Origin of the sequence: Kitasatospora sp. NPDC127111, assembly GCF_042677465.1 — a bacterium.
Lineage (GTDB): Bacteria > Actinomycetota > Actinomycetes > Streptomycetales > Streptomycetaceae > Kitasatospora.
In genome coordinates this window covers 211826-234104 of sequence record NZ_JBHXTG010000001.1, presented here as the reverse complement: position 1 = coordinate 234104, position 22279 = coordinate 211826, and the positions used below count along the sequence as shown (strand labels likewise).

At 74.0% G+C, this 22279-nt stretch carries 22 protein-coding genes and 2 pseudogenes; 6 read left to right on the top strand and 18 right to left on the bottom strand.

Features of this window, described 5'->3' with window-relative positions; genetic code table 11:
- Positions 1–161 precede the first annotated feature (161 nt).
- Together shbA and ACFVHB_RS01195 are read right to left on the bottom strand one after the other, a co-directional pair.
- Positions 162–746 carry an RNA polymerase sigma factor ShbA gene (gene shbA / locus ACFVHB_RS01200; protein WP_380314258.1) on the bottom strand — a complete coding sequence of 195 codons (585 nt, stop codon included), beginning with the start codon at positions 744–746 and terminating at the stop codon, positions 162–164.
- 521 nt (positions 747–1267) lie between these two features.
- Positions 1268–1879: a response regulator transcription factor gene (locus ACFVHB_RS01195; RefSeq protein WP_014136228.1), complete on the bottom strand. Its 612-nt coding sequence runs from the start codon at positions 1877–1879 to the stop codon at positions 1268–1270.
- A 554-nt stretch (positions 1880–2433) separates the two neighbouring features.
- Here ACFVHB_RS01195 and ACFVHB_RS01190 point away from each other — a divergent pair.
- Entirely contained in the window at positions 2434–2760 is a 327-nt protein-coding gene (locus ACFVHB_RS01190; RefSeq protein ID WP_360187126.1) for a WhiB family transcriptional regulator, read from the top strand.
- 74 nt (positions 2761–2834) lie between these two features.
- Here the strand turns inward: ACFVHB_RS01190 and ACFVHB_RS01185 are convergent, their stop codons facing one another.
- The 3 genes from ACFVHB_RS01185 to groES form a co-directional block, all read right to left on the bottom strand.
- Complete coding sequence (locus ACFVHB_RS01185; RefSeq protein ID WP_380314129.1) at positions 2835–3845, bottom strand: LysR substrate-binding domain-containing protein; 1011 nt, start codon at positions 3843–3845, stop codon at positions 2835–2837.
- Between the two features lie 167 nt (positions 3846–4012).
- Positions 4013–5647: a chaperonin GroEL gene (gene groL, locus ACFVHB_RS01180; protein WP_380314128.1), complete on the bottom strand. Its 1635-nt coding sequence runs from the start codon at positions 5645–5647 to the stop codon at positions 4013–4015.
- Positions 5648–5763: 116 nt separating this feature from the next.
- Positions 5764–6069: a co-chaperone GroES gene (gene groES, locus ACFVHB_RS01175; RefSeq protein WP_014136232.1), complete on the bottom strand. Its 306-nt coding sequence runs from the start codon at positions 6067–6069 to the stop codon at positions 5764–5766.
- 301 nt (positions 6070–6370) lie between these two features.
- On the opposite strand from groES, the gene ACFVHB_RS01170 reads away from it, so the two are divergent.
- Complete coding sequence (locus ACFVHB_RS01170; RefSeq protein WP_380314127.1) at positions 6371–7567, top strand: methyltransferase domain-containing protein; 1197 nt, start codon at positions 6371–6373, stop codon at positions 7565–7567.
- Positions 7568–7591: 24 nt separating this feature from the next.
- Here the strand turns inward: ACFVHB_RS01170 and ACFVHB_RS01165 are convergent, their stop codons facing one another.
- The 5 genes from ACFVHB_RS01165 to tsaB form a co-directional block, all read right to left on the bottom strand.
- A complete protein-coding gene (locus ACFVHB_RS01165; protein ID WP_380314126.1) occupies positions 7592–8467 on the bottom strand; it encodes a polysaccharide deacetylase family protein in 876 nt (291 codons plus the stop codon).
- A 127-nt stretch (positions 8468–8594) separates the two neighbouring features.
- Positions 8595–8867, bottom strand: coding sequence for a hypothetical protein (locus ACFVHB_RS01160; RefSeq protein ID WP_380314125.1), 273 nt, complete (start codon positions 8865–8867; stop codon positions 8595–8597).
- 2 nt (positions 8868–8869) lie between these two features.
- Positions 8870–9973, bottom strand: a complete 1104-nt coding sequence (gene tsaD, locus ACFVHB_RS01155; RefSeq protein WP_380314124.1) for a tRNA (adenosine(37)-N6)-threonylcarbamoyltransferase complex transferase subunit TsaD — start codon at positions 9971–9973, stop codon at positions 8870–8872.
- Positions 9966–10445, bottom strand: coding sequence for a ribosomal protein S18-alanine N-acetyltransferase (rimI, locus tag ACFVHB_RS01150; protein ID WP_380314257.1), 480 nt, complete (start codon positions 10443–10445; stop codon positions 9966–9968). Before rimI ends, tsaD begins: the two co-directional genes overlap by 8 nt.
- A 131-nt stretch (positions 10446–10576) precedes the next feature.
- Positions 10577–11233: a tRNA (adenosine(37)-N6)-threonylcarbamoyltransferase complex dimerization subunit type 1 TsaB gene (gene tsaB / locus ACFVHB_RS01145; RefSeq protein ID WP_380314123.1), complete on the bottom strand. Its 657-nt coding sequence runs from the start codon at positions 11231–11233 to the stop codon at positions 10577–10579.
- Positions 11234–11522: 289 nt separating this feature from the next.
- Here tsaB and ACFVHB_RS01140 point away from each other — a divergent pair, with 289 nt between their 5' ends.
- The gene (locus ACFVHB_RS01140; protein ID WP_380314256.1) at positions 11523–12095 is read left to right on the top strand and encodes a hypothetical protein; all 573 of its coding nucleotides are present in this window, start codon (positions 11523–11525) and stop codon (positions 12093–12095) included.
- Between the two features lie 180 nt (positions 12096–12275).
- Here the strand turns inward: ACFVHB_RS01140 and ACFVHB_RS01135 are convergent, their stop codons facing one another.
- Both ACFVHB_RS01135 and tsaE read right to left on the bottom strand, forming a co-directional pair.
- A complete protein-coding gene (locus ACFVHB_RS01135) occupies positions 12276–12485 on the bottom strand; it encodes a hypothetical protein (RefSeq protein WP_380314122.1) in 210 nt (69 codons plus the stop codon).
- A gap of 129 nt (positions 12486–12614) precedes the next feature.
- Positions 12615–13112 carry a tRNA (adenosine(37)-N6)-threonylcarbamoyltransferase complex ATPase subunit type 1 TsaE gene (gene tsaE, locus ACFVHB_RS01130; RefSeq protein ID WP_380314121.1) on the bottom strand — a complete coding sequence of 166 codons (498 nt, stop codon included), beginning with the start codon at positions 13110–13112 and terminating at the stop codon, positions 12615–12617.
- Positions 13113–13416: 304 nt separating this feature from the next.
- Here tsaE and ACFVHB_RS01125 point away from each other — a divergent pair, with 304 nt between their 5' ends.
- A complete protein-coding gene (locus tag ACFVHB_RS01125) occupies positions 13417–13785 on the top strand; it encodes a hypothetical protein (RefSeq protein WP_380314120.1) in 369 nt (122 codons plus the stop codon).
- Positions 13786–13798: 13 nt separating this feature from the next.
- Here the strand turns inward: ACFVHB_RS01125 and ACFVHB_RS01120 are convergent, their stop codons facing one another.
- A complete protein-coding gene (locus ACFVHB_RS01120; RefSeq protein WP_380314119.1) occupies positions 13799–14200 on the bottom strand; it encodes an Imm7 family immunity protein in 402 nt (133 codons plus the stop codon).
- 344 nt (positions 14201–14544) lie between these two features.
- Here ACFVHB_RS01120 and ACFVHB_RS01115 point away from each other — a divergent pair, with 344 nt between their 5' ends.
- A complete protein-coding gene (locus tag ACFVHB_RS01115; protein WP_380314118.1) occupies positions 14545–14721 on the top strand; it encodes an LAETG motif-containing sortase-dependent surface protein in 177 nt (58 codons plus the stop codon).
- Positions 14722–14797: 76 nt separating this feature from the next.
- On the opposite strand, the gene ACFVHB_RS01110 is transcribed toward ACFVHB_RS01115, so the two are convergent.
- From ACFVHB_RS01110 to ACFVHB_RS01095, 4 genes and pseudogenes are all read right to left on the bottom strand, one after another.
- Positions 14798–16285 carry an alpha/beta fold hydrolase gene (locus ACFVHB_RS01110; RefSeq protein WP_380314117.1) on the bottom strand — a complete coding sequence of 496 codons (1488 nt, stop codon included), beginning with the start codon at positions 16283–16285 and terminating at the stop codon, positions 14798–14800.
- 191 nt (positions 16286–16476) lie between these two features.
- A pseudogene (gene alr, locus ACFVHB_RS01105) lies at positions 16477–17643 on the bottom strand (alanine racemase); the annotation flags it as partial.
- Between the two features lie 264 nt (positions 17644–17907).
- Complete coding sequence (locus tag ACFVHB_RS01100; protein ID WP_380314116.1) at positions 17908–19440, bottom strand: NAD(P)H-hydrate dehydratase; 1533 nt, start codon at positions 19438–19440, stop codon at positions 17908–17910.
- 9 nt (positions 19441–19449) lie between these two features.
- Positions 19450–19557 (bottom strand): annotated as a pseudogene (locus ACFVHB_RS01095) (holo-ACP synthase); the annotation flags it as partial.
- Between the two features lie 122 nt (positions 19558–19679).
- Here ACFVHB_RS01095 and ACFVHB_RS01090 point away from each other — a divergent pair.
- Positions 19680–20237 carry a Uma2 family endonuclease gene (locus ACFVHB_RS01090; RefSeq protein ID WP_380314115.1) on the top strand — a complete coding sequence of 186 codons (558 nt, stop codon included), beginning with the start codon at positions 19680–19682 and terminating at the stop codon, positions 20235–20237.
- 115 nt (positions 20238–20352) lie between these two features.
- Here the strand turns inward: ACFVHB_RS01090 and glmS are convergent, their stop codons facing one another.
- Positions 20353–22209, bottom strand: coding sequence for a glutamine--fructose-6-phosphate transaminase (isomerizing) (gene glmS / locus ACFVHB_RS01085; protein WP_380314114.1), 1857 nt, complete (start codon positions 22207–22209; stop codon positions 20353–20355).
- Between the last annotated feature and the right edge of the window lie 70 nt (positions 22210–22279).

The window sequence follows — 22279 nt, the reverse complement described above, 5'->3', positions numbered from 1 at the left end:
CGATGCTATTGGAGGAACCTCCAAGGAAACCCCACTCGCACCGTGGAAACTTTGGCGACCCGCCCAGGCGCCGATACCCCATGGTACTGGCACCGCGAATGTGACCTCGTGTGCCCTTGACAACACCCGGCACCCCCGGCTCATTCCGGCCGGGGCAGCGGTCAGGAGGACTCCTCCGCGAGCGCCCGCAGCCGGCTGAGCGCGCGGTGCTGGGCGACCCGCACGGCACCGGGGGACATCCCCAGCACCTCGCCGGTCTCCTCCGCCGACAGCCCGGCGGCCACCCGCAGCAGCACCAGCTCGCGCTGACGAGCCGGCAGGTTGGAGAGCAGCTCCTTGGCCCAGGCGGCGTCACTGCTGAGCAGCGCCCGCTCCTCGGGCCCGAGCGCCTCGTCCGGCACCTCCGGCAGGTCGTCCGGCGGGATCACCGTCGAGCCGGGCCCGCGCATCGCGGCCCGCTGCAGGTCGGCGATCTTGTGGGCGGCGATGCCGTAGACGAAGGCCTCGAACGGCCGGCCCTGGTCCCGGTAGCGCGGCAGCGCGCAGAGCACCGCCACGCAGACCTCCTGGGCGACGTCGTCCACGTGGTGCCGGGCGCCGCCGGGCAGCCGGACCAGCCGGCCGCGACAGTAGCGCAGGGCCAGCGGGTGGACGTAGGCGAGCAGCGCGTCGATCGCCGGGCCCTCGCCGCGCACGGCGGCCGCGACCAGCTCGCCGACCAGCGGGGAGCCGCCGGTGCCGAGCACCGGTGCCCGGCCGGGGCCGATCCCGCCGACGGCCGCCTCGCGGACGGCCGTGTCCACGCCGGCGACGTGGTCGCCGTGGTCCGGCCCGCCGTCACCGGGATCCGCGTACGACGGATCGTGGCCCGGGCCGGAGGGCTCGGCCTCCACCGGGTCCGCCTCGCCGGTAGTACCGGCAACGTCGTCGCGCATCGGTCCATGGTGCCTGGTCGAGCGGGAAAACGCGGCACCGCGTCCGGAGTTGTGCACCGGAACGTTATGCGCTGCGACGCCGAGCGCCGCGCCGGCGCGCACCACCGGCCCCTCCTGCACCGTGCCGCCTCCCGCCCCGCCGCTGTCGGTGGTGGTCCCGTCCGTCGCGCCGTCCGCCGAGTGTCCTGCGGCTGCGTGGTTCGCCGCAGTGCCTGTCCGCTGGTCCCCGAGGTGCTCCACCACTCCATGGTGCAACCTCGGGACCGTAACGTCACACGCCCCTGCGGGAGGAATCGCGAGCAGCCCGCCGAGGCCGGCGGGGCCGCCGGTGGTCAGCGGACCAGGCCCCACCGGAAGCCCAGGGCCACCGCGTGCGCGCGGTCCGAGGCGCCGAGCTTCTTGAACAGCCGCCGGGCGTGGGTCTTGACGGTGTCCTCGGAGAGGAACAGCTCGCGGCCGATCTCGGCGTTGCTGCGGCCGTGGCTCATGCCCTCCAGCACCTGGATCTCACGCGCCGTCAGCGTCGGCGCGGCACCCATGTCGGGGCTGCGCAGCCGGCGCGGGGCGAGCCGCCAGGTCGGGTCGGCGAGGGCCTGGGTGACGGTGGCCCGCAGCTCGGCGCGCGAGGCGTCCTTGTGCAGGTACCCGCGGGCGCCGGCGGCCACGGCGAGGGCGACGCCGTCGAGGTCCTCGGCGACGGTGAGCATGATGATCCGCGCGCCCGGGTCGGCGGACAGCAGCCGCCGGACGGTCTCGACGCCGCCGAGCCCGGGCATCCGGACGTCCATCAGAACGAGATCGGAGCGGTCGGCCACCCAGCGGCGGAGGACCTCCTCCCCGTTCGTCGCGGTGGTGACCCGGTCGACGCCGGGTACGGTCGCGACCGCGCGGCGAAGCGCCTCGCGGGCGAGCGGGGAATCGTCGCAAACGAGAACGGAAGTCATGACCGTCGTCCTCCGCAGCTGATCCGCGTCACGTTGAGCCTCCTGGCTGGTACGAATCTCTCCGACACGGCCGATTGGCGACGGACTCCGTGCCGATCGCCTGAACTTCCCCGCGATCGTTCCCGACGTCCGGCGCCCGCTAACCGCCTCCGCACTTCCAACGACCGTCACTCGAATGAGTTACGGCCTTCAGGGCCATCTCCACCACTGTACGTGGCCGACCCGTTACCGATCAGCCGCATCGCGGTGCACACGCCGCACTTTTGTGCAGCTCGCGCGCGGTCGGCGTACGACCCGCACACCGGCGCCGAGTGCCGCGCGCCCGTCGGCCACCCGATTGCCACGACTGCGCCCGCCGGACTCCATGCCCACTTTGCCCGTTTTTATAGCTTTCGTATGGTCATTGACTGTTGTGCCACTCTGTGGGTGACTTGTCCATGGAGTTGCCGTAAGTCATATTTCCAGGTGTCCACACCAGCGCATCGAAGCCCGCCGTGCCGGCCAGTCCGCTGGCGGCCGGCCCCCGGCCGACGAGCCTCTGAAGGGAATGAGCCATGGCAGATTTCTCCCGCCTCCCCGGTCCCAACGCCGACCTCTGGGACTGGCAGCTCTCCGCGGCCTGCCGCGGCGTGGACAGCTCGCTCTTCTTCCACCCCGAGGGCGAGCGCGGGGCCGCGCGAAGTTCGCGCGAGGCCAGCGCCAAGGAGGTCTGCATGCGATGCCCGGTACGGACCGAGTGCGCCGCGCACGCGCTGGCGGTCCGGGAGCCTTACGGCGTCTGGGGAGGCCTGACCGAGGACGAGCGCGAGGAGATGATGGGCCGCTCGCGCAACCGCCTGGTGGAGGTGCCGCTGACCGCGCCGACGGGGCTGCAGCGCTAATCGCCGGGCCGCGCCACGCCGTGGAGAAACGTTTCTTCGCGGCGCTTCGGGCCGCCCGGGCGGGTGATCCGGGGTCAGCGCCCCGCGGCCGCACCCGCCAGCCGCTCCAGCATCAGCGCCACGGCCGGCACCTCGGCCAGGTCCGGCAGGGTCAGCGCGACCACCTGCCGCACCGCCGGCGCCCCCGCTGCGGTCCGCACCGGCACCGCCGACACACCGTCATGGCGCACCGATTCCAGCGCCAGCCCCGGCAGCACCGCCACCCCGAGCCCGGCCGCCACCAGGCCGACCACCGCCGGGTAGTCGTCGGTCGCGAAGTCGATCCGGGGCTCGAAGCCCGCCCCCGCGCACAGCTCCACCAGGTGCCCCCGGCACTGCGGGCAGCCGGCGATCCACTGCTCCCCGGCCAGCTCGGCCAGCTCCACCGGACCGTCCCCGCCGGCCCGGCCGGCCAGCGGGTGCGCGGCCGGCAGCAGGCCCACCAGCGGGTCGTCCAGCAGCGGGGTGACCACGAGGTCGGACCAGTCGGCGCCGGCGCTGAGCTGCTGCGCCTCCAGGTTGGCCTCGGCCCGCGCCTCCCGCGGCGTGCCGTGGGCGGGCGCGGGGGCCGCCGGGGCGCCGCCGGGGGCCTGCGGGTAGCGGAAGGCCAGCGCGACCTCGCACTCGCCGGCGCGCAGCATCGCCAGCGACTCCGGCGGCTCCGCCTCGACCAGCGACACGCGCACCCCCGGATGGCTGTCCCGCAGCCGGGCGACGGCGGGCGGCACCAGGGTGGAACTGGCGGTGGGGAAGGACACCAGCCGCACCCGTCCGGCCCGCAGCCCGGCGATCGCCGCCACCTCCTCCTCGGCGGCGGAGAGGCCGGCCAGGATGCCGGTGGCGTGCTTGAGCAGCACCCGCCCGGCCTCGCTCAGCTGCATGCCGCGCCCCGAGCGGACCACCAGCGGGGTGTCGACGGACTTCTCCAGGGCCTTCATCTGCTGGCTGATGGCGGGCTGCGTGCAGCCCAGCTCGCGGGCGGCGGCGGAGAAGGAGCCGGTGCGGGCGACGGCACGCAGGACGCGCAGGTGGCGGGCCTCGATCATGCCTCAGTTATAAGGCAAGCTTTGCCGTCCGCAAAATTCTCCTGATAACTGAAGCCCCAAGCGCAGCGTACGCCGAACCGCCGCGGAACGCCGGGAGGCCCGGCCCGCACCCCATCGGGGCGCGGACCGGGCCTCCGGCTGCCGAGCGGTTCGGCGGACGCCAGGCGTCAGTGGGAGTGGCCGTGCCCGCCGTGCGAGTGGCCGTGACCGTTGTCGGCCTCCTCCTCCTTCTTCTCCACCACGAGGGTCTCGGTGGTGAGCAGCAGGGAGGCGATCGAGGCGGCGTTCTCCAGCGCGGAGCGGGTCACCTTGACCGGGTCGATGACGCCGGCCTTGACCAGGTCGCCGTACTCGCCGGTGGCGGCGTTGTAGCCCTGGCCGGTCTCCAGCTCGGAGACCTTGGAGGTGATGACGTAACCCTCCAGGCCCGCGTTCTGGGCGATCCAGCGCAGCGGCTCGTGCAGCGCCTTGCGGACGACCGCGACACCGGTCGCCTCGTCGCCCGACAGGCCCAGGCCGCCGTCCAGCACCTTGGCGGCGTGGACCAGGGAGGCGCCGCCGCCGGCGACGATGCCCTCCTCGACCGCGGCGCGGGTCGCCGAGATGGCGTCCTCCAGGCGGTGCTTGCGCTCCTTCAGCTCCACCTCGGTGGCGGCGCCGACCTTGATGACGCAGACGCCGCCGGCCAGCTTGGCCAGGCGCTCCTGCAGCTTCTCGCGGTCCCAGTCGGAGTCGGTGTTGGCGATCTCGCCCTTGATCTGGGCCACGCGGCCGGCCACGGCCTCGGCGTCGCCGGCACCCTCGACGATGGTGGTCTCGTCCTTGGTGATGGTCACGCGGCGGGCGGTGCCCAGCACGTCCAGACCGGCCTGGTCGAGCTTGAGGCCGACCTCCTCGGAGATGACCGTGCCGCCGGTCAGGGTGGCCAGGTCGCCCAGGATCGCCTTGCGGCGGTCACCGAAGCCCGGGGCCTTGACGGCGACCGCGTTGAAGGTGCCGCGGATCTTGTTCACCACGAGGGTGGACAGCGCCTCGCCGTCGACGTCCTCGGCGATGATCAGCAGCGGCTTGGAGGAGCCGCCCTGCAGGATCTTCTCCAGCAGCGGCAGGAGCTCCTGGATGGAGGAGATCTTGCCCTGGTTGATCAGGATGTACGGGTCCTCCAGGACCGCCTCCTGCCGCTCCGCGTCGGTGACGAAGTACGGCGACAGGTAGCCCTTGTCGAACTGCATGCCCTCGGTGAAGTCCAGCTCCACGCCGAAGGTGTTCGACTCCTCGACGGTGATGACACCGTCCTTGCCGACCTTGTCGATCGCCTCGGCGATCAGCTCGCCGACCTGGGTGTCCTGCGCGGAGAGGGACGCGACGGCGGCGACGTCGTCCTTGCCCTCGATCTCGCGGGCGACGGACAGCAGGTGCTCGGAGACGGCGGCGACGGCCTTGTCGATGCCCTTCTTCAGGGCGGCCGGGCCGGCACCGGCGGCGACGTTGCGCAGACCCTCGTTGACCAGGGCCTGGGCCAGCACGGTGGCGGTGGTGGTGCCGTCACCCGCGACGTCGTTGGTCTTGGTGGCGACCTCCTTGACGAGCTGCGCGCCAAGGTTCTCGTACGGGTCGTCCAGCTCGACCTCACGGGCGATGGTGACACCGTCGTTGGTGATGGTCGGGGCGCCGAACTTCTTGTCGATGACGACGTTGCGGCCCTTGGGGCCGATGGTCACCTTGACGGTGTCGGCCAGCTTGTTGACACCGCGCTCCAGCGAGCGGCGGGCGTCCTCGTCGAACTGCAGGATCTTCGCCATGTTCCCTATTCCCTCGGGGCTGCGGCCGGCGGGACGGCCGCTCGACTACGTGAACCAACAACCACGCCCCGGGCCCCTGTCACTTGGGACACGGATCCGGGGCGGGCTGGAACGTCTTACTTCTCGATGATCGCGAGGACGTCGCGGGCCGAGAGGACGAGGTACTCCTCGCCCTGGTACTTCACCTCGGTGCCGCCGTACTTCGAGTACAGGACGATGTCACCGACGGCGACGTCGAGCGGCAGACGCTGGCCGTCCTCGAAGCGGCCCGGGCCGACGGCCAGGACGACGCCCTCCTGGGGCTTCTCCTTGGCGGTGTCCGGGATAACCAGGCCGGAGGCCGTGGTGGTCTCGGCGTCGAGCGGCTGGACCACGATGCGGTCCTCGAGCGGCTTGATGGCAACCTTGCTGCTGGTGGTCACGTCCGAGCTCCCCTTCGGAGATTACGGGGTTTTCTAACGGGTAGGTGGCGAACCTGCGGGCCTGCCGTCGCGGGGGTCAGACACGCGTCATCGCGTTAGCACTCCCCATGGGGAGAGTGCCAAGGACGACCATAGGCCGCGGTTAGCACTCAGTCAACCAGAGTGCCAACGGCACGCCCGCGCGTCCCGCGGTACGGGCGAGTGGCCGCACTCGTGTGCGACGACGGGCCAGCGGGGCGGCCGCCTTCCCACCGCCCACCGCCCGCCGCCGTCCCGGGCCCGCGGCGGGCCACCCCGGGCCGTGAACGGCGAGAATGGCCCTGTGGACACCGAGAACCTGCAGCCCCTGCTGACCCCCCGGGGGCAGTCCCTGCTCGCCGAACTGCGCGAGTTCGCGCCCGAGGAGGAGCTGGCGCTGGCCACCCGGCTGCGACGGGAGCACCCCGCGGAGCTGGTGTCGGCGGCGTTCGGGCAGGCGCGGCTGCGGCAGCGGGCGCGGGCCAAGTTCGGCGCGGACGCCGACCTCATGTACTTCACGCCCAACGGGGTCGAGCAGTCCACCCGCCGCAGCGTCGCCGAGTGGCGGGCCCGGCGCTTCGCCGGACTGGGCGTGAAGCGGCTGGCCGACCTCTGCTGCGGGATCGGCGGGGACGTGCTGGCGCTGGCCCGGGCCGGCATCGAGGTGCTGGCCGTCGACAAGGACCCGGCCGCCTGCGCGGCCACCGCCGCCAACGCCGCCGCGCTGGGCCTGGCCGAGCTGGTCGAGGTGCGCTGCGCGGACGTGGCCGAGGTGGACGTCACCGGCTTCGACGCGGTCTTCACCGACCCGGCCCGGCGGACCTCGCGCGGCCGGGTGTTCGACCCCGAGGCGTACGCCCCGCCGCTCTCCTGGGCGATCGAGGCCGGCCGGCGCACACCCGTCGGCGCGCTGAAGGTCGCCCCGGGCATCCCGCACGAGGCCGTGCCGGCGGACGCCGAGGCCGAGTGGGTCTCCGACCACGGCGACGTCAAGGAGGCGGTGCTCTGGTTCGGCACCCGCGCCGACCGCCCGCACCGGGCCACCCTGCTCCCCCAGCAGGCCAGTCTCGCCGGCGGCGACCTGCCCGACCCGCCGGCCGGCCCGGTCGGCCGCTACCTGTACGAGCCGGACGGCGCGGTGATCCGGGCCCACCTGGTCGCCGAGGTCGCCGAGCAGGTGAACGGCCGGCTGATCGACCCGAAGATCGCCTACCTGACCTCGGACGAGCTGGTCGCCACCCCGTACGCGCACGCCTTCGAACTCACCGACGTGCTGCCGTTCCACATCAAGAAGCTCAAGGCGCTGCTGCGCGAGCGCGGCGTCGGCACGGTGGTGATCAAGAAGCGCGGGATGGCGATCACCCCGGAGGAGCTGCGCCGCCAGCTGAAGCCGAGCGGCCCGAACACCGTCACGGTGATCCTCAGCCGCACCGACCACGGGCCGCTGATGATGCTCGGGCAGCCCGTGCGGGCCTCCTAGGCTCGTCGCGCCCCGGACCCGTCGTCAGGACGCGGGCGCCTGGATGTAGTCCTCCAGGCGGCCCACCGCGAAGCCCTGCTCCTGGATCCGGGCCAGCAGGTCGCCGAACATCTGGGTCATCGTCGCGCCCTTGAGCTCCTTCGGGCCGCGGAAGTGGGCGAGGATGATGTCGCCGGGCCTCAGCTTCTTGTCCGCCGCCTGGTACTGCATGTCGTGGATCTGCATCGACTCGCGCCAGAGCACGATCGCGCGCGGCCCGCACTGCTGCACCGAGCCGTTCAGGGTCGGCGTGTTGGCACCGTCCCCGAACGGCGGGCGGAACAGCAGCGGCGCGGCGCCGTACTGCTGGGTGAGCGCCGACTGCGCGTCGCAGATCTCGGACTTCTGCTTCTCCGGCGGGATCTTGCTCATCACCGGGTGGTCCACGGTGTGGTTCTGGACGTGGTTGCCGAGCGCCTGGAGCGGCTTGAAGTAGCCGTAGTTGTCCTTGACGATGTCCCGGGTCAGGAACATCGAGACCGGCACCTTGAGGTCGGTCAGCATCTCGACGAACTTCGGGTCCTTCTCGGCACCGTCGTCGATGGTGATGAAGACGACCTTGTCGGTGGTCTTCACCTCGCTGAACACCGGTACCGGGCTGGTCCGTTCGAGCTTGACCGGCTTGTCGGCCGGGGCCGCGGGGGCGGCCGGCAGCGGCTTGAGGTTCCACTTCGCCCAGGCCGCCGCGTCCCCGGCGGCGGGGGCGGCGGCGGGCGTGGCCGCCGGGGCCTTGCCGGCCGGGGCCGCCCCGGGGCCGGAGGGCTGCACCGCGGCCGGGGGCGTGCTGCCGGCGGAGCCCGGCTTGCCGTCGCCGCCACCGCCGCAGCCGGTGGCGGCCGCCAGCAGGGCCAGTGCCCCCACCGCGTACGTCCTCGTCCTGCCCCGCCCGTACCTCGCCACCGCGCCCGCTCCCCGGTCCCGTCCAGCCTTCTCTCAGCTATGCACGGTAGCGGTCGGGTGATCGGTTCCCGATCAGGCCCGTGAGCGGCTACTCCACATGCTCGCTGACGAAGGACCAGCGGTGCACCGGACGGCCGATCAGCTCCGCGGGCGGTTCGGCGACCGGCACCGGCTCGCCCGTCCACCAGGTGATCAGCAGCACCCGGTCGCCCGGCCCGCCGAACAGCTCGGTGCGGACCAGGCCGGCCGAACCGCGCAGCGCGGGCAGTGCCGTCCCGCGCACCCAGGCGGCCAGCTCGGCGCCGCGCCCCTCGGCGGCCCGGGCCTCCCACATCGCGGCGGTGGTGGTCCCCTCCGGCACGGTCACTTCTCCCCGGCCAGTGCCTGGTACGCCTGGCCGTGGAAGTCGCCGTGCCCGGCCGTCACCGCCGGCACGTGGACGTCGGTGACGGGCAGCGAGGAGTCGGCCGACAGGTCGAAGGAGGAGGGCGCGCGGTCGCGCCAGACCATCTCGGCACCGAGCGCGGCGACCATCGCGCCGTTGTCGGTGCACAGGCCCGGACGCGGCACCCGCAGCCGGATGCCGGCCCTGTCGCAGCGCTGCTGGGCCATCTCGCGCAGCCGCGAGTTGGCCGCCACCCCGCCGCCGATCATCAGGTGGTCGACGCCGTTGTCCTTGCACGCCTTGACGGCCTTGCGGGTCAGGACGTCGGTGACCGCCTCCTGGAACGAGGCCGCGACGTCGGCGATCGGCACGTCCTCACCGGCCCGGCGCTTCGCCTCCACCCAGCGGGCGACGGCGGTCTTCAGGCCGGAGAAGGAGAAGTCGTACTCCGGGTCCTTCGGGCCGGTCAGGCCGCGCGGGAAGGCGATCGCCTTGCGGTCGCCCTCGCGGGCGGTCCGGTCGACCACCGGGCCGCCGGGGAAGCCCAGGCCGAGCACCCGGGCCACCTTGTCGAAGGCCTCGCCGGCCGCGTCGTCGATGGTCGCGCCGAGCGGGCGGACGTCGGTGGTGATGTCCTCGCTGAGCAGCAGCGAGGAGTGCCCGCCGGAGACCAGCAGCGCCATCGTCGGCGACGGCAGCCGGCCGTGCTCCAGCTGGTCCACGCAGATGTGCGAGGCGAGGTGGTTGACCCCGTACAGCGGCTTGTCCAGCGCCCACGCGTACGCCTTGGCGGCGCTGACGCCCACCAGCAGCGCGCCCGCCAGGCCGGGGCCGGCGGTGACGGCGATGCCGTCCAGGTCGGTGGCCTTGATGCCGGCGGTGTCCAGCGCGCGCTGGATGGTCGGGACCATCGCCTCCAGGTGCGCGCGGCTGGCGATCTCCGGGACGACGCCGCCGAACCGGGCGTGGTCGTTGACGCTGGAGGCCACCGCGTCGGCGAGCAGGGTGGTGCCCCGGACGATGCCGACGCCGGTCTCGTCGCAGGAGGTCTCGATGCCGAGGACGAGCGGTTCGTCAGCCATTTCGGGTTTCCTTCAGGTCCTTCGGTTCGATGCTTGGGTGGTCGAGGCGCATCACCAGCGCGTCGACGTTGGCCGGCTGGTAGTAGCCGCGCCGGATGCCGACCGGTTCGAAGCCGAACCGCTCGTACAGCCGCTGGGCGCGCGGGTTGTCCACCCGCACCTCCAGCAGCAGCTCCGCGCAGCCGCGCCGGGCGGCCTCCCGGATCAGGTCGGTCAGCAGCGCCGCGCCGAGGCCGGCGCCCTGGAGGCGGTGGTCGACGGCGATGGTCTGCACGTCGCCCTCGCCGGCGACCACCATCAGCCCGGCGTAGCCGACGACGGCGCCGTCGTCGGTGGTGGCGACGGTGTAGTGGCGGGTGCCGCCCGGGTGCGTCTCGGCCAGCTCGGACCAGTACATCCCGGGGGACCAGGCGTCCTCCGGGAAGAGCTCCAGCTCCAGCTCCATCACCGGTGCGATGTCCCACCAGCGCATCGGGCGCAGGGTGACGGTGGTCACGGCACCGTCCGGGCCGCCCGGGTTGTCGGCGCTGCTCGGACTGTCGGCGCTGGTCGGACTGTCGGCGCTGCTCGGACCGGTCATGCCGGTCACGCCGGTCGGGCCGGTCACGCCGGGAGCACCGCCTTGTAGCCGGCCGGCACCTGGGCGTCCGGGCGGCGCAGGTAGAGCGGCACGTTGGGCAGCAGCTCGCGCCCGGCGGCCAGCTCGCCGGCGGCGAAGTCGGCCAGGGCGCCGGCGGAGACGTGCTCCGGTCCGTGCGCGCCGGGGAAGGTGTCCGGGTAGAGCAGCGCGCCCGCGCCGACCGCGCGCGGCCGCGGCCTCAGCTCGGCCGGGCGGTCCACCGCCGGGCCCTCGGTGCGGCGGCCGTCGGCGTCGTACGAGGCCCAGTAGACCTCCTTGCGGCGCGCGTCGGTGGCCACCGTGAACGGCTCGCCGGCCAGGCCCGCGGTGCGGGCCGCGTGGGCGATCGCGTCCAGGGTGCAGACGCCGTGCACCGGCACGCCGAGCGCGTGGCCGAGCGCGGCGGCGGTGACCAGGCCGACCCGCAGTCCGGTGTACGGGCCGGGACCGACGCCCACCGCGATGCCGGTCAACCGGTGCTTGTCGACGCCGGCCGTCCGCAGCACCCGGTCGATGGCGGGCAGGAGCAGTTCGCCGTGGCGCCTGGCGTCGACCTGGTCGGTCTCGGCGAGGACGGCCGTGCCGTCGTGGACGGCGGCGGTGACGGCGGGGGTAGCGGTGTCGAACGCGAGCAGCAGCACGGGTCAAGGTTAGACCGGTCGGCGGGGAGGACGGCCGCCGGTCTTGCCGCACCCGGCCCCGCCCGGGGTCCACTCCGGCTCGGTGACCGGTTCCGCCCCGGTTCTGCTCCGGTTCCGCCCTCTGTGGGGCCCGGTCCGGCTCCGGTCCGGCTCCGGTCTTGCTCCGGCCGATCGACTACGCGTCCGGGTTCGGAACACACGTCCTACGTCGTGCGGGTCCGGGCCGACGGACCTGGCACGATGGGGCCCGACGGGTTTTGGGACGGCGGTGGGAGCACACGTGGCGAAGATGGGTCCTGGAGTGGTGGTCACGGGGCTGACCCTGGGGGCCCTGGCGGTGGTGAGCCTGCTGGCCTTCCAGGCCAGCGGCGCACAGGAGCGCGCAGGCGGCGCCCGGCCCAGTGCCAGCGTCTCCGCGTCGTCGAGCGGACCGGTCGCCTCGGCCACCCCCACCGCCTCGGCCACCCCGACCGTCCCGGCGCTGCCCGCCACCTCGGGCACCGGGCTGCGGGTCGTCTACTCGGTCGGCAGCCACCACGTCTGGCTGGTCGACCCCAAGAAGAACCCGCAGGTGGTGGCCGCCTACGCGGTGACCCCCGGCTCGGTGGAGCCGGCCCCCGGCAGCTACCCGGTCTACAGCCGGACCCCGACCACCACGGGCACCGACGGCCGGCAGATCGAGCACGTGGTGCGCTTCGCCCAGCAGAACGGCGTGGTGTTCGGCTTCAGCGCGGCCGTGGACGGCGCCACGCCGACCGCCGACCCCAAGACCAAGACCGGCGGCATCCGCAGCAGCCGCCAGGACGGCCAGCTGCTCTGGGACTTCGCGCCGAACGGCACCAAGGTGGTCGTGATCGCCTGACCGGCGGTCGTTCCACGGCGCCCGTCGTGACGGCGGGCGCCGGCGCCCAGGTGTCTCCGGGGCTCAGGTGCCACCGGTGCTCAGCTGTCGCCGGTGCCCGGGTGCCACCGGCGCTCGGACGGTGCCGGTGACGTCGATGACCAGGTGACCAGGTGATCACGTGGTCACGTGGTCAGGTGATCAGGCGGCGCGCGGGGTGTCTGCCACCGGTTCGGCGGGCGCGCCGGAGTCCTCGGCGTTCTCGCGGCGTTCGGGCGGGGTGGAGACCGCCTCGGCGGCCGCGCAGGCGGCCAGCAGGGCTCGCATCGGCTCGCCCTGGACACTGCGGGCGGGCTCTCCGGCCCCGGCGCCGCGCGGCGCGCGCTCCGGGGCGGGGGTGGTGCTCGACATGGCGCCTCCCTAGTTAGGCAGACCTAACCGCAGCACCCATCCCATCACGCCCGGTCCCCCGCCCGCAACACTTTGCCGACAGCCTGTCGGCAAAGGCCGGTGCGGGGCCCGCCCCGGCCGCGGGCCGGATCAGGCGAGCCCGGCCAGCTCCACCCCGGCCCAGCGCGGGCCGATCCCGGTCAGCGCCACCCGGCGCGGGTCCTCGTCGTCCCCCTCCGCCGTGGCTCCGAGGGCCCGCTCGATCCGGACCTCCAGCCGGTCGTCGGACAGCCGCTCGACCTTGCCCTCGCCCCACTCGACCACCACCACCGACTCCGGCAGCGACACGTCCAGGTCGAGGTCCTCCATCTCGTCCAGGTCCCCGCCCAGCCGGTACGCGTCCACGTGCACCAGCGCCGGCCCGCCGACCAGCGACGGGTGGACCCGGGCGATCACGAAGGTCGGCGAGGTGACCGCACCGCGCACCTGCAGCCCCTCCCCCAGTCCCCGGGTCAGCGTGGTCTTCCCGGCGCCCAGCTCGCCGGAGAGCAGCACGAGGTCCCCCGGCCGCAGCAGCGCGGCCAGCTCCCTTCCGAGCCGGCCCATCCGCTCGGGAGTGGCGACGGTGAGAGTGGCGTGCGAGCCCATGCGCGATTCAAGCCCTTCGGTACGTGCCGTACGGCGGCGCTCCGACCACCGGGCGCCCCCGCTACGGTGCCACATCCCCGCCCGCCCGCGCTCCGGCCCCGGGCCCGGCGGGTGGCTCGGGGTGGGCGGCACGAGGTCGGCCACGGGACGGCCATGGCTCGTCCCGGTGTGACCCGGTTTGCCGATCACCGCTCTGACCAGCGACGACCCCGATCGCCGGAGGCTCCCGGGCTCCGGCTGGCGTCCTCCCCCGTTCCCCGTCCGGACCGGCCACGGCCCCCGCTGCCCCGCGCCGCCCCCACCGGTGGTCAAGAACTGCCCGAACTGCGGAAACGAGTTCACCCACGAGGCCCGGGTACGCCAGGTCTACTGCTCGCCGCGCTGCCGCCGCGATGCGGAGAAGACCCGCGACCGCGAGCGCGACGAACGGCGGGCCCGCCGCCTCGGCGAACCCCTGCCCAACCGCCCCGCGATCGCCGCCGGCCCCGCGATGCCCGCGCTGCCGCCAGCGCCTCGACCCTCGCCGGCGACAGGCTCGCGCCCCCCCACGATCCGCAACTGCCCGCACTGCGACCAGCCCGTCACCATCGTCGCCCTGCTGGCCACCCTGGACGCCGCCCGACCGACCATCCCGCAACCGACCAACGACGTCGTCCCCCTGCCCAGGGTCTGACCGACCTCACGTCCTACCCCGGGAACGGGTCCTCCAGCACCGGGACGCAGGGTGACAGCAGCGAATCCGCGTGCTCGCTCACCTGCCCGCGGACCATCCTGATGACGAGGACCTCGTTCTCGTGACCGGGGTCCTCGTCATCGCGCACATGCAGCAGACCATAGGAACCCGGCGCCCGCTCACCGACCTCGCGGAAGAACGCCGGGATCTCCGCGTCACGGTGGTTCGCAAAGCCGCCGAAGTGAACGAACACCTCCCCGTTCATCCACCGCAGATCAAGCAGATAACGGCTGTCGATCTCCCGGATGCGCTCCTCGATGCCCCCGACGACCAGCCGGAAACGGTCGTCGTCGTGCTCCTCATCGTCAGCACCGGCGTTCTCCAGAACCTTGATCCAGCCGTGGTACTCGAACATGCGCTGGAGCCTACTGAGCAGTTGATCAGCGCCCCACTCGATTCCCGCTCACCCGAGGCCCCACGTTGTTCAACCGTCAGCCACGGGAGGAACCGGGGCAACACTGGCCGGGTTTGGTTTCAAAGAGCCTCATCAGCCCTCGGCCACCGGGTCCGCCACCGCCACCGCCTCCGCCTCGGCCTCGGCCACGACGCCGGCTTCGGCTTCGGCGACCGGCTCGCGTCCGGCACGCCGAGCGCCCCGGCCGCCCCCACCGGCTCCGCCAAGCCCGCTCCGGCCACCTCCGCGAGCACCGCTGCCGCGTCGCCCCGGCCGCGATCAAGGCCCCGGCGCCGTCCGCCGCGGTGGTCACCCAGGCCAAGGCGAAGGCCGCCAAGCGCCCGTCCGCCGGGCCGAACCTGGCGACCACCGGTGCCGACGACAACACCACGGCCATCGCCGCGGGCGGCGCCGTCGTCCTGGCCGCCGGCGTCGGCACGCTGGTCGTGCTGCGCCGCCGCACGGCCGACGCGGACGCCTGACACCCGCGGACGCGGTAGCGCGTCCGGTACGCCGGTGGCCCGGGCCCTCTTCGCGAGGGTCCGGGCCGCCGGGCGTTCAGACCAGTTCGCGGACGGAGGGCGGCAGCGGGGCCGCCCGCCGGAAGTCGACCGCCTGCTTGAGCAGGGCGGCCAGCCGCCGGTCGACCAGGTCGGGGCGCTCCAGCATCACCAGGTGGCCGGCGTCCTCGATCAGGACCAGTTCGGCGCCCGGCAGCTGCTCGGCCATCGCCTCGCTGTGGCCGGGCGGGGTCAGCAGGTCCTTGGTGCCGGCCAGCACGAGGGTGGGGATGCCGCGCAGGGCGGCCAGGGCGGCGGACTTCTCGTGCACGCCGAAGACCGGGTAGAACTCGGCCACCACGTCGATCGGGGTAGCGTCCAGCAACTGCTCGGCGAACCGGACCACGCCCGGGTCGACGTCCTTCCCGCCGAACGAGAACTTCCGGTAGAAGACGGCGCTGACGTCCGCCCCCAGCCGGCGCGTCGCCTCCACCAGCTCCACCTGACGGCCGAGCAGCTTCATCACGCCCGGCGCGACCTTCTTGAACAGCTTGGCCCCGGCCGCCGGCAGGCCGAGGGTGACGGCGTCCCAGTTGCCCGCCAGGGTGCCGACCAGGGCGACCGCGGCGACCCGCTCCCGGAACAGCTCCGGGTGCTGGTCGGCCAGCGCCATCACCGTCATGCCGCCCATCGAGTGGCCGACCAGGACCAGCGGCCCGGTCGGCGCCACGGCGTCGATCACGGCCTTGAGGTCCCGGCCCAGCTGGTCGATGCTCGCGGGCTCGCCGGCCAGGTAGGAGCGGGAGCGCTCGGAGCGGCCGTGGCTGCGCTGGTCCCAGAAGACCAGCCGCATGCCCTCGCGCAGGGCGGCGCGCTGGAAGTGCCAGCTGTCCTGGTTGAGGCAGTAGCCGTGGCAGAAGACCACGGTCAGCGGCTCGCCGTCGAGGGGCGCGGTGGCGGGCGCGACGGGCGCGGTGGCGGTGGGCGCGGTGGTGACGGCGGTCGCCGTGGCGGTGGGCGCGGTGCCGCCGTCCCCGGTGGCGTCCGGACGGCGGCGGGCGAACCAGCCGCGCCGGACGGCCGCCGGGCCGCCGCCCGCGGACTCCGCCCGCGCTTCGGGGCCGAGCCGCGAGTCCGGTCCGGGCTGCGAGTCCCCGGGCTGCGAGTCCCCGGGCTGCGGCGCGGGCTCCGGTGCCCGTCCTGGTGCCGGTGCCGGTGCCGACCGCGGTGCCGGGGAGAGCGGCCGGACGGACTCGGGCCAGCCCGGGCCGTCCAGCTCGACGTACAGCTCGGTGCCGTCGGCGGCGGTCACCGTGCAGGGGCGGCCGCGCAGCGAGCCGTACGGCGCGTTGGCGTCCAGTTCGGCGCGGGCCCGGCGGCGGGTCGCCCGGCTGACCGTCAGCCGCTCGATCGCCACGCCGGCGGCCGCGCCGGCCGCGACCACGCCGACCGAGATCCCGATCAGGCCCGCCCGGCTCACCCCGGACGCCGCGCCCGCCGCCTTGGCCACCGCCGCCACCGGGTCGGGGCCCGCCTCCTCGCTCATCCGAGTGCGCCGTCGACGAGCGTGCCTTGGACGAGCGTGCCTTGGACGAGCGTGCCTTCGACGAGTGCGCCCTCTACGTGGGCGCTCGGCGCCAGCCCGTCCGGCGCGAGCGCGCCCAGCGCGAGCGATCCCGCCGTCGGCACGCCCTGGGCGAGCGGTCCGCCGACGAGCGGCTCCTCGGCGATGCCGCCGAGGTAGCGGCGCGGCACCCGGGCGCCGATCCGGGTCACGATCTCGTACGCGATGGTGCCGGCGGCGCGGCCCCAGTCCTCGGCGGTCGGCTCGCCCCGCTCGCCGTTGCCGAACAGCAGCACCTCGTCGCCGACGGCCGGGGTGTCCCCGCCGAGGTCGACGACGAACTGGTCCATCGCCACCCGGCCGGCCACCGTCCGCCACTTGCCCCCGATCTGCACCGGGCCGGCGCCGCTGGCGTGCCGGGGGACGCCGTCGCCGTAGCCGACCGGGACGAGGCCCAGGGTGGTCGGGCCGGGCGTGGTGTAGTGGTGGCCGTAGCTGACGCCGTGCCCGCCGGGGACGTGCTTGACCAGCGCCAGCCGGGCGGTCAGGGCCATCACCGGGCGCAGTCCGAAGTCGGCGGGCGCGCCGACCTCCGGGACGGGCGAGAGCCCGTACATCGCCAGCCCGGTGCGCACCATGTCGTAGTGCGACTGCGGGAGCAGCAGGGTGGCCGGCGAGTTGGCGAGGTGCCGGACCTCGGGGCGCAGCCCGGCGGCCTCGGCGTGGGCCAGCGCCTCGCGGAAGGCGTCCAGCTGCGCCTGGATGGAGGGGTGGCCGGGCTCGTCGGCCGCGGCGAAGTGCGACCAGACGCCGACGACCGTGAGCAGGCCCTCCGCCTCGGCACGCCGGGCGGCGGCGACCAGCTCGGGCCAGTCGTGCGGCTGGCAGCCGTTGCGGCCGAGCCCGGTGTCGGCCTTCAGGTGCACCCGGGCCGGCATGCCGGTCGCCCGGACCGCGGCCAGCAGCTCGTCCAGCGCCCACTGCCCGCTCACCGAGACGTCGACGTCGGCGAGCAGCGCCTCCCGCCAGGGGCCGCCGGGCGTCCAGAGCCAGCAGACGATGCGGGCCTGGTCGGGACGGATCCCGGCGGCGCGCAGCGCCAGCGCCTCCTGCGGGAGCGCCGTGCCGAGCCAGCCGATGCCTGCGGCGACCGCCTCGCGGGCACAGCGGACCGCGCCGTGGCCGTAGGCGTCCGCCTTGACCGTGGCCATCACCGTGGCGGCGCCCACGCGCTCGCGCAGCGCGGCGAGGTTGCCGCGCAGGGCGGCCAGATCAATGGTCGCCTCGGCACGTACGCCGTCGGTGAGGGTGGCCGTGCCGGTCGTCTTCGCAGTTGTCATCAGGGTCAGTCTCCCAGACGTCCCGGAGTCCCCGCCGAACGGGCTGTCGGCGCGGCGGCCCCCACCCCTTCCCCACGGTTACGGACGCCCACGAAGCACCACCGGTTCCATCACCCGCCGGAGTGGGAAGTCGGCCCGGCCGACTTCCCACTCCCGCCCGCCCCAGGCCGCCGGGAGCACAGCCGGGGAACGCCGTAGCCCGACGGAAATTCTGTAGACCGGTCGGTCGATTCCTCGATTCTGTAGACCGGTCGGTCCATTCCTCTATTCAGTAGACCGGTCGGTCCATTCCTCGGCGCCTTCCGCCGAGGCCCGGACGTCGCGCCAGACCGCCGGAAGGGCGTCGGCCACCTGGAGCGCCGTCACCGGGGCGCCCCCGGTGCCCGCGGCGCCCGGGGAGCCCGCCGCGTGGCGGCCGGCCAGGCCGTGCAGGTAGGCGGCCACCGAGGCGGCGTCCAGCACCGGGAGGCCGGCCGCGAGGAGGGAGCCGGCCAGGCCGGCCAGGACGTCGCCGCTGCCGGCCGTGGCCAGCCAGGAGGTGCCGGTCGGGTTGACCCGCGCCGCGCCGCCCGGGTCGGCGACCACCGTGGTGGAGCCCTTCAGCAGCACCGTCGCCCGGTACGCCGCCGCGAGCCGCCGCGCGGTGGCCAGCCGGGCGGCGGCGAGTTCGCCGGCGGCCTGCGGGGCGGTGCCGTCCACCCCCGCCAGCAGCCGGGCCGCCTCGCCGGTGTGCGGGGTGAGCAGCGTGGGCGCCGTCCGCCCGGCGAGCGCGCCCGGGCCGAGCCGGCCCAGCTCGGTCAGCCCGTCGGCGTCCACCAGCACCGGCACGTCGCCCGCCAGCGCCTCCGCGAGCGACTGCCGCGCCCCCTCGCCGCCGCCGGGGCCGACCACCCAGGCCTGCACCCGTCCCGCGCCGGCCGGTCCGCCCTCGGTGACCAGCGTCTCCGGGAACCGCCGCACCACCTCCTCGGCCGCCGTCCCGACGTACCGCACCGCGCCCGCGCCGCCGTGCAGCGCCCCGGCGACGGCGAGCAGCGCCGCCCCGGGATAGGTCGCCGACCCGGCCGCGACGCCGACGACGCCGCGCCGGTACTTGTCGCTCTCCACGCCCGGCACCGGCAGCAGCGCGGCCACGTCCGCGTGCTGCAACGCCGTCACCCCGGCCGGCGGCAGGTCCAGCCCGATCCCCACCAACTGCACCGCGCCCGCGTACGAGGCGCCCGGGTCGATCAGCAGTCCCGGCTTGTACGTTCCGAAGCAGACCGTGACGTCCGCCCGCAGGGCCTCCCCCGGCACCTCGCCGGTGTCGGCGTCCACCCCGCTCGGCACGTCCACGGCCACCACCACCCCGCGCCGTCCGGCCCGCGCGTAGGCCTGCGCCTCCGGGCGCAGCCCGCCCCGGCCGCCGATGCCGACGATGCCGTCCAGCACCAGGTCCGCGCGCGAGAACTCGGCCAGGCCGACTTCCCGCTCCGGCGTCGACCGACCGCCCGCCGCCCGCAGGGCCGCCAGCCCGCCGGCGTGGGCGCGTTGCGGGGAGAGCAGCACCGCCGTCACCCGCGCACCGCGCCGGGCCAGCGCGGCGCCGGCGTACAGCGCGTCACCCCCGTTGTCGCCGCTGCCCGCGAGCACCACCACCCGGCTGCCGTAGACCCGGCCGCGACGTCTCGTCAGCAGCTTGGCGCAGGTGGCGGCGAGCCCGGCGGCGGCCCGTTGCATCAGGGTGCCCTCGGGCAGCCGGGACATCAGTTCGGCCTCGGCGGCCCGGACCTGTTCGACACGGTGAGCGCGGCGCATGGAAAGCCCTTAACCCTCGGCGATGACTACCGCCGACGCTACGCCCGCGTCATGGCCGAGCGACACGTGCCACGAGAGGACGCAAGGTTCGGCGGTCGGCGCGACGCTCCCGGTGATCGCCTGCTGCTCCTCCGGCTTTGCGGCACACTTTCGCGTGACACCCACTTCGATCCCCCTCGGGTGCCGGTCCGTACGCCTACCGCGTCGCCCGGCACGGACCACCAGGAGGGAGAAGGGCCATGGTCGCCATGCCGGCAGTCGAGCGCCCCACCGGCCCGGAGGAGGTCCTCCAGGCCTTCCTGGAGCTGGACACGCCACCGGGCTTCAAGGCCGAACTGATCGAAGGGGACATCGTCGTGACGCCACCGCCTGACGGCGAACACGCGACTGCGTTCTCGCTGCTCAACCGACAGTTCATGCGCAAGGCCGAGATCGAGTTCGACCTCTCCGGGAACAAGGGACTGATCGTGCCGACGGGTCGGTTCATCCCCGACGGCACCATCAGCCCGGTCGGCCACTTCCTGAATGCCGGTTCCTGGGCGGACGCGACCGGCGTGCTCCTGGTCTTCGAGGTGACCTCGACCAACCCGGTCAAGGACCGTGACCACAAGCGCCGGGGCTACGCCTCCGCCGGCATCCCCCGCTACCTCCTGGTCGACCGCGGCAAGGGCCTGGTCACGCTGTTCACGGAACCGCAGGCGGGCGACTACACGGCTCGCAACGAGGTCCCCTTCGGCAAGCCCCTCGACCTCCCCGCGCCGTTCTCGTTCACGCTCGACACGGCCCCCCTGCGGTAGCACGGCCCCCCGCGGCAACACGGTGCCCCCGCGGCAACACGCCCCACTGCGACAACACGGTGCCCCCGCGGTAGGACGCAGCCACCGCGGGGGCACCGGCACCGGGCCGTACCGGCTACTCGACGGTGACCGACTTCGCCAGGTTGCGCGGCTGGTCGACCTCGTGGCCCTTGGCCGTGGCCAGCTCGCAGGCGAAGACCTGCAGCGGGACCGTGGAGACCAGCGGCTGGAGCAGGGTCGGGGTCGCCGGGATGCGGATCAGGTGATCCGCGTACGGGACGACCGCCTCGTCACCCTCCTCCGCGATCACGATGGTCCGCGCGCCGCGGGCCCGGATCTCCTGGATGTTGGAGACGATCTTGTCGTGCAGGATCGACCGCCCGCGCGGCGAGGGCACGACCACCACGACCGGCAGCCCCTCCTCGATCAGCGCGATCGGCCCGTGCTTCAGCTCGCCCGCCGCGAAGCCCTCGGCGTGCATGTACGCCAGCTCCTTGAGCTTGAGCGCGCCCTCCAGCGCCACCGGGAAGCCGACGTGGCGGCCGAGGAACAGCACCGACCGGGCGTCGGCCAGCGAGCGGGCCAGCTCGCGCACCGGCTCCATGGTCTCCAGCACCTGCTCCACCTGCTTCGGCGCGTCGCCGAGCTCGCGGATGATGGTGAAGATCTCGTCGCCCCACTTGGTGCCGCGCACCTGGCCGAGGTAGAGCGCGACCAGGTAGCAGGCCACCAGCTGGGTCAGGAACGCCTTGGTGGACGCGACGGCGACCTCCGGGCCGGCGTGCGTGTACAGCACCGCGTCCGACTCGCGCGGGATGGTGGAGCCGTTGGTGTTGCAGATGGCCAGCACCTTGGCGCCCTGCTCGCGCGCGTGGCGCAGCGCCATCAGGGTGTCCATGGTCTCGCCGGACTGCGAGATGGCGATGACCAGCGTGCCCGGGCCCATGATCGGGTCGCGGTAGCGGAACTCCGAGGCGACCTCGACCTCGCAGGGGATGCGGGTCCAGTGCTCGATCGCGTACTTGGCGATCATGCCCGCGTGGAACGCGGTGCCGCAGGCGACGATGACGACCTTGTCGACCGAGCGCAGGTCCGCGTCGGAGATCCGCAGCTCGTCCAGGGTGAGCCGGCCGTCCGTGCCGATCCGGCCGAGCAGGGTGTCGGCGACGGCCTTCGGCTGCTCGGCGATCTCCTTGAGCATGAAGTAGTCGTAGCCGCCCTTCTCGGCGGCCGAGGCGTCCCAGTCGACGTGGTACTCGCGCACGTCGGCCGGGGTGCCGTCGAAGTTGGTCACCGTCACGCCGTCGCGGCGCAGCTCGACCACCTGGTCCTGGCCCAGCTCGATCGCCTCGCGGGTGTGCGCGATGAACGCGGCGACGTCCGAGGCGAGGAAGTTCTCGCCCTCGCCGCGCCCGACCACCAGGGGCGAGTTGCGGCGGGCGCCGACCACCACGTCCGGAGCGTCGGCGTGCACGGCGACCAGGGTGAAGGCGCCGTCCAGGCGGCGGCAGACCACCCGCATCGCCTCGGCCAGGTCGCCCTCGTACACCTCGCCCAGCAGGTGCGCGACGACCTCGGTGTCGGTCTCCGAACGCAGCGTGTGGCCGCGCTCGGCCAGCTCCGCCCGCAGCTGGGCGAAGTTCTCGATGATGCCGTTGTGGACGACGGCGACCCGGGTCGCGTCGTCCAGGTGGGGGTGGGCGTTGGCGTCCGTCGGACCGCCGTGGGTGGCCCAGCGGGTGTGACCGATGCCGGTGGTGCCGCCGGGAAGAGGGGTCTCGGCGAGCGACTTCTGCAGGTTGGCGAGCTTGCCGGCCCGCTTGTCGGTGGCCAGGCTCCACTGCCCGTCGGAGCCCTGCACCTGCACCGCGACACCGGCCGAGTCGTAGCCCCGGTACTCCAGCCGCTGCAGGCCGGCGATTACTACATCAAGAGCGGGCTGAGCGCCCACGTATCCAACGATTCCGCACATGCGTGCCAGCATAAGGGCGCTCAGGATGCCCCATTCGCACAGTTCGCCCACAGCGCGTGACCGACACCAC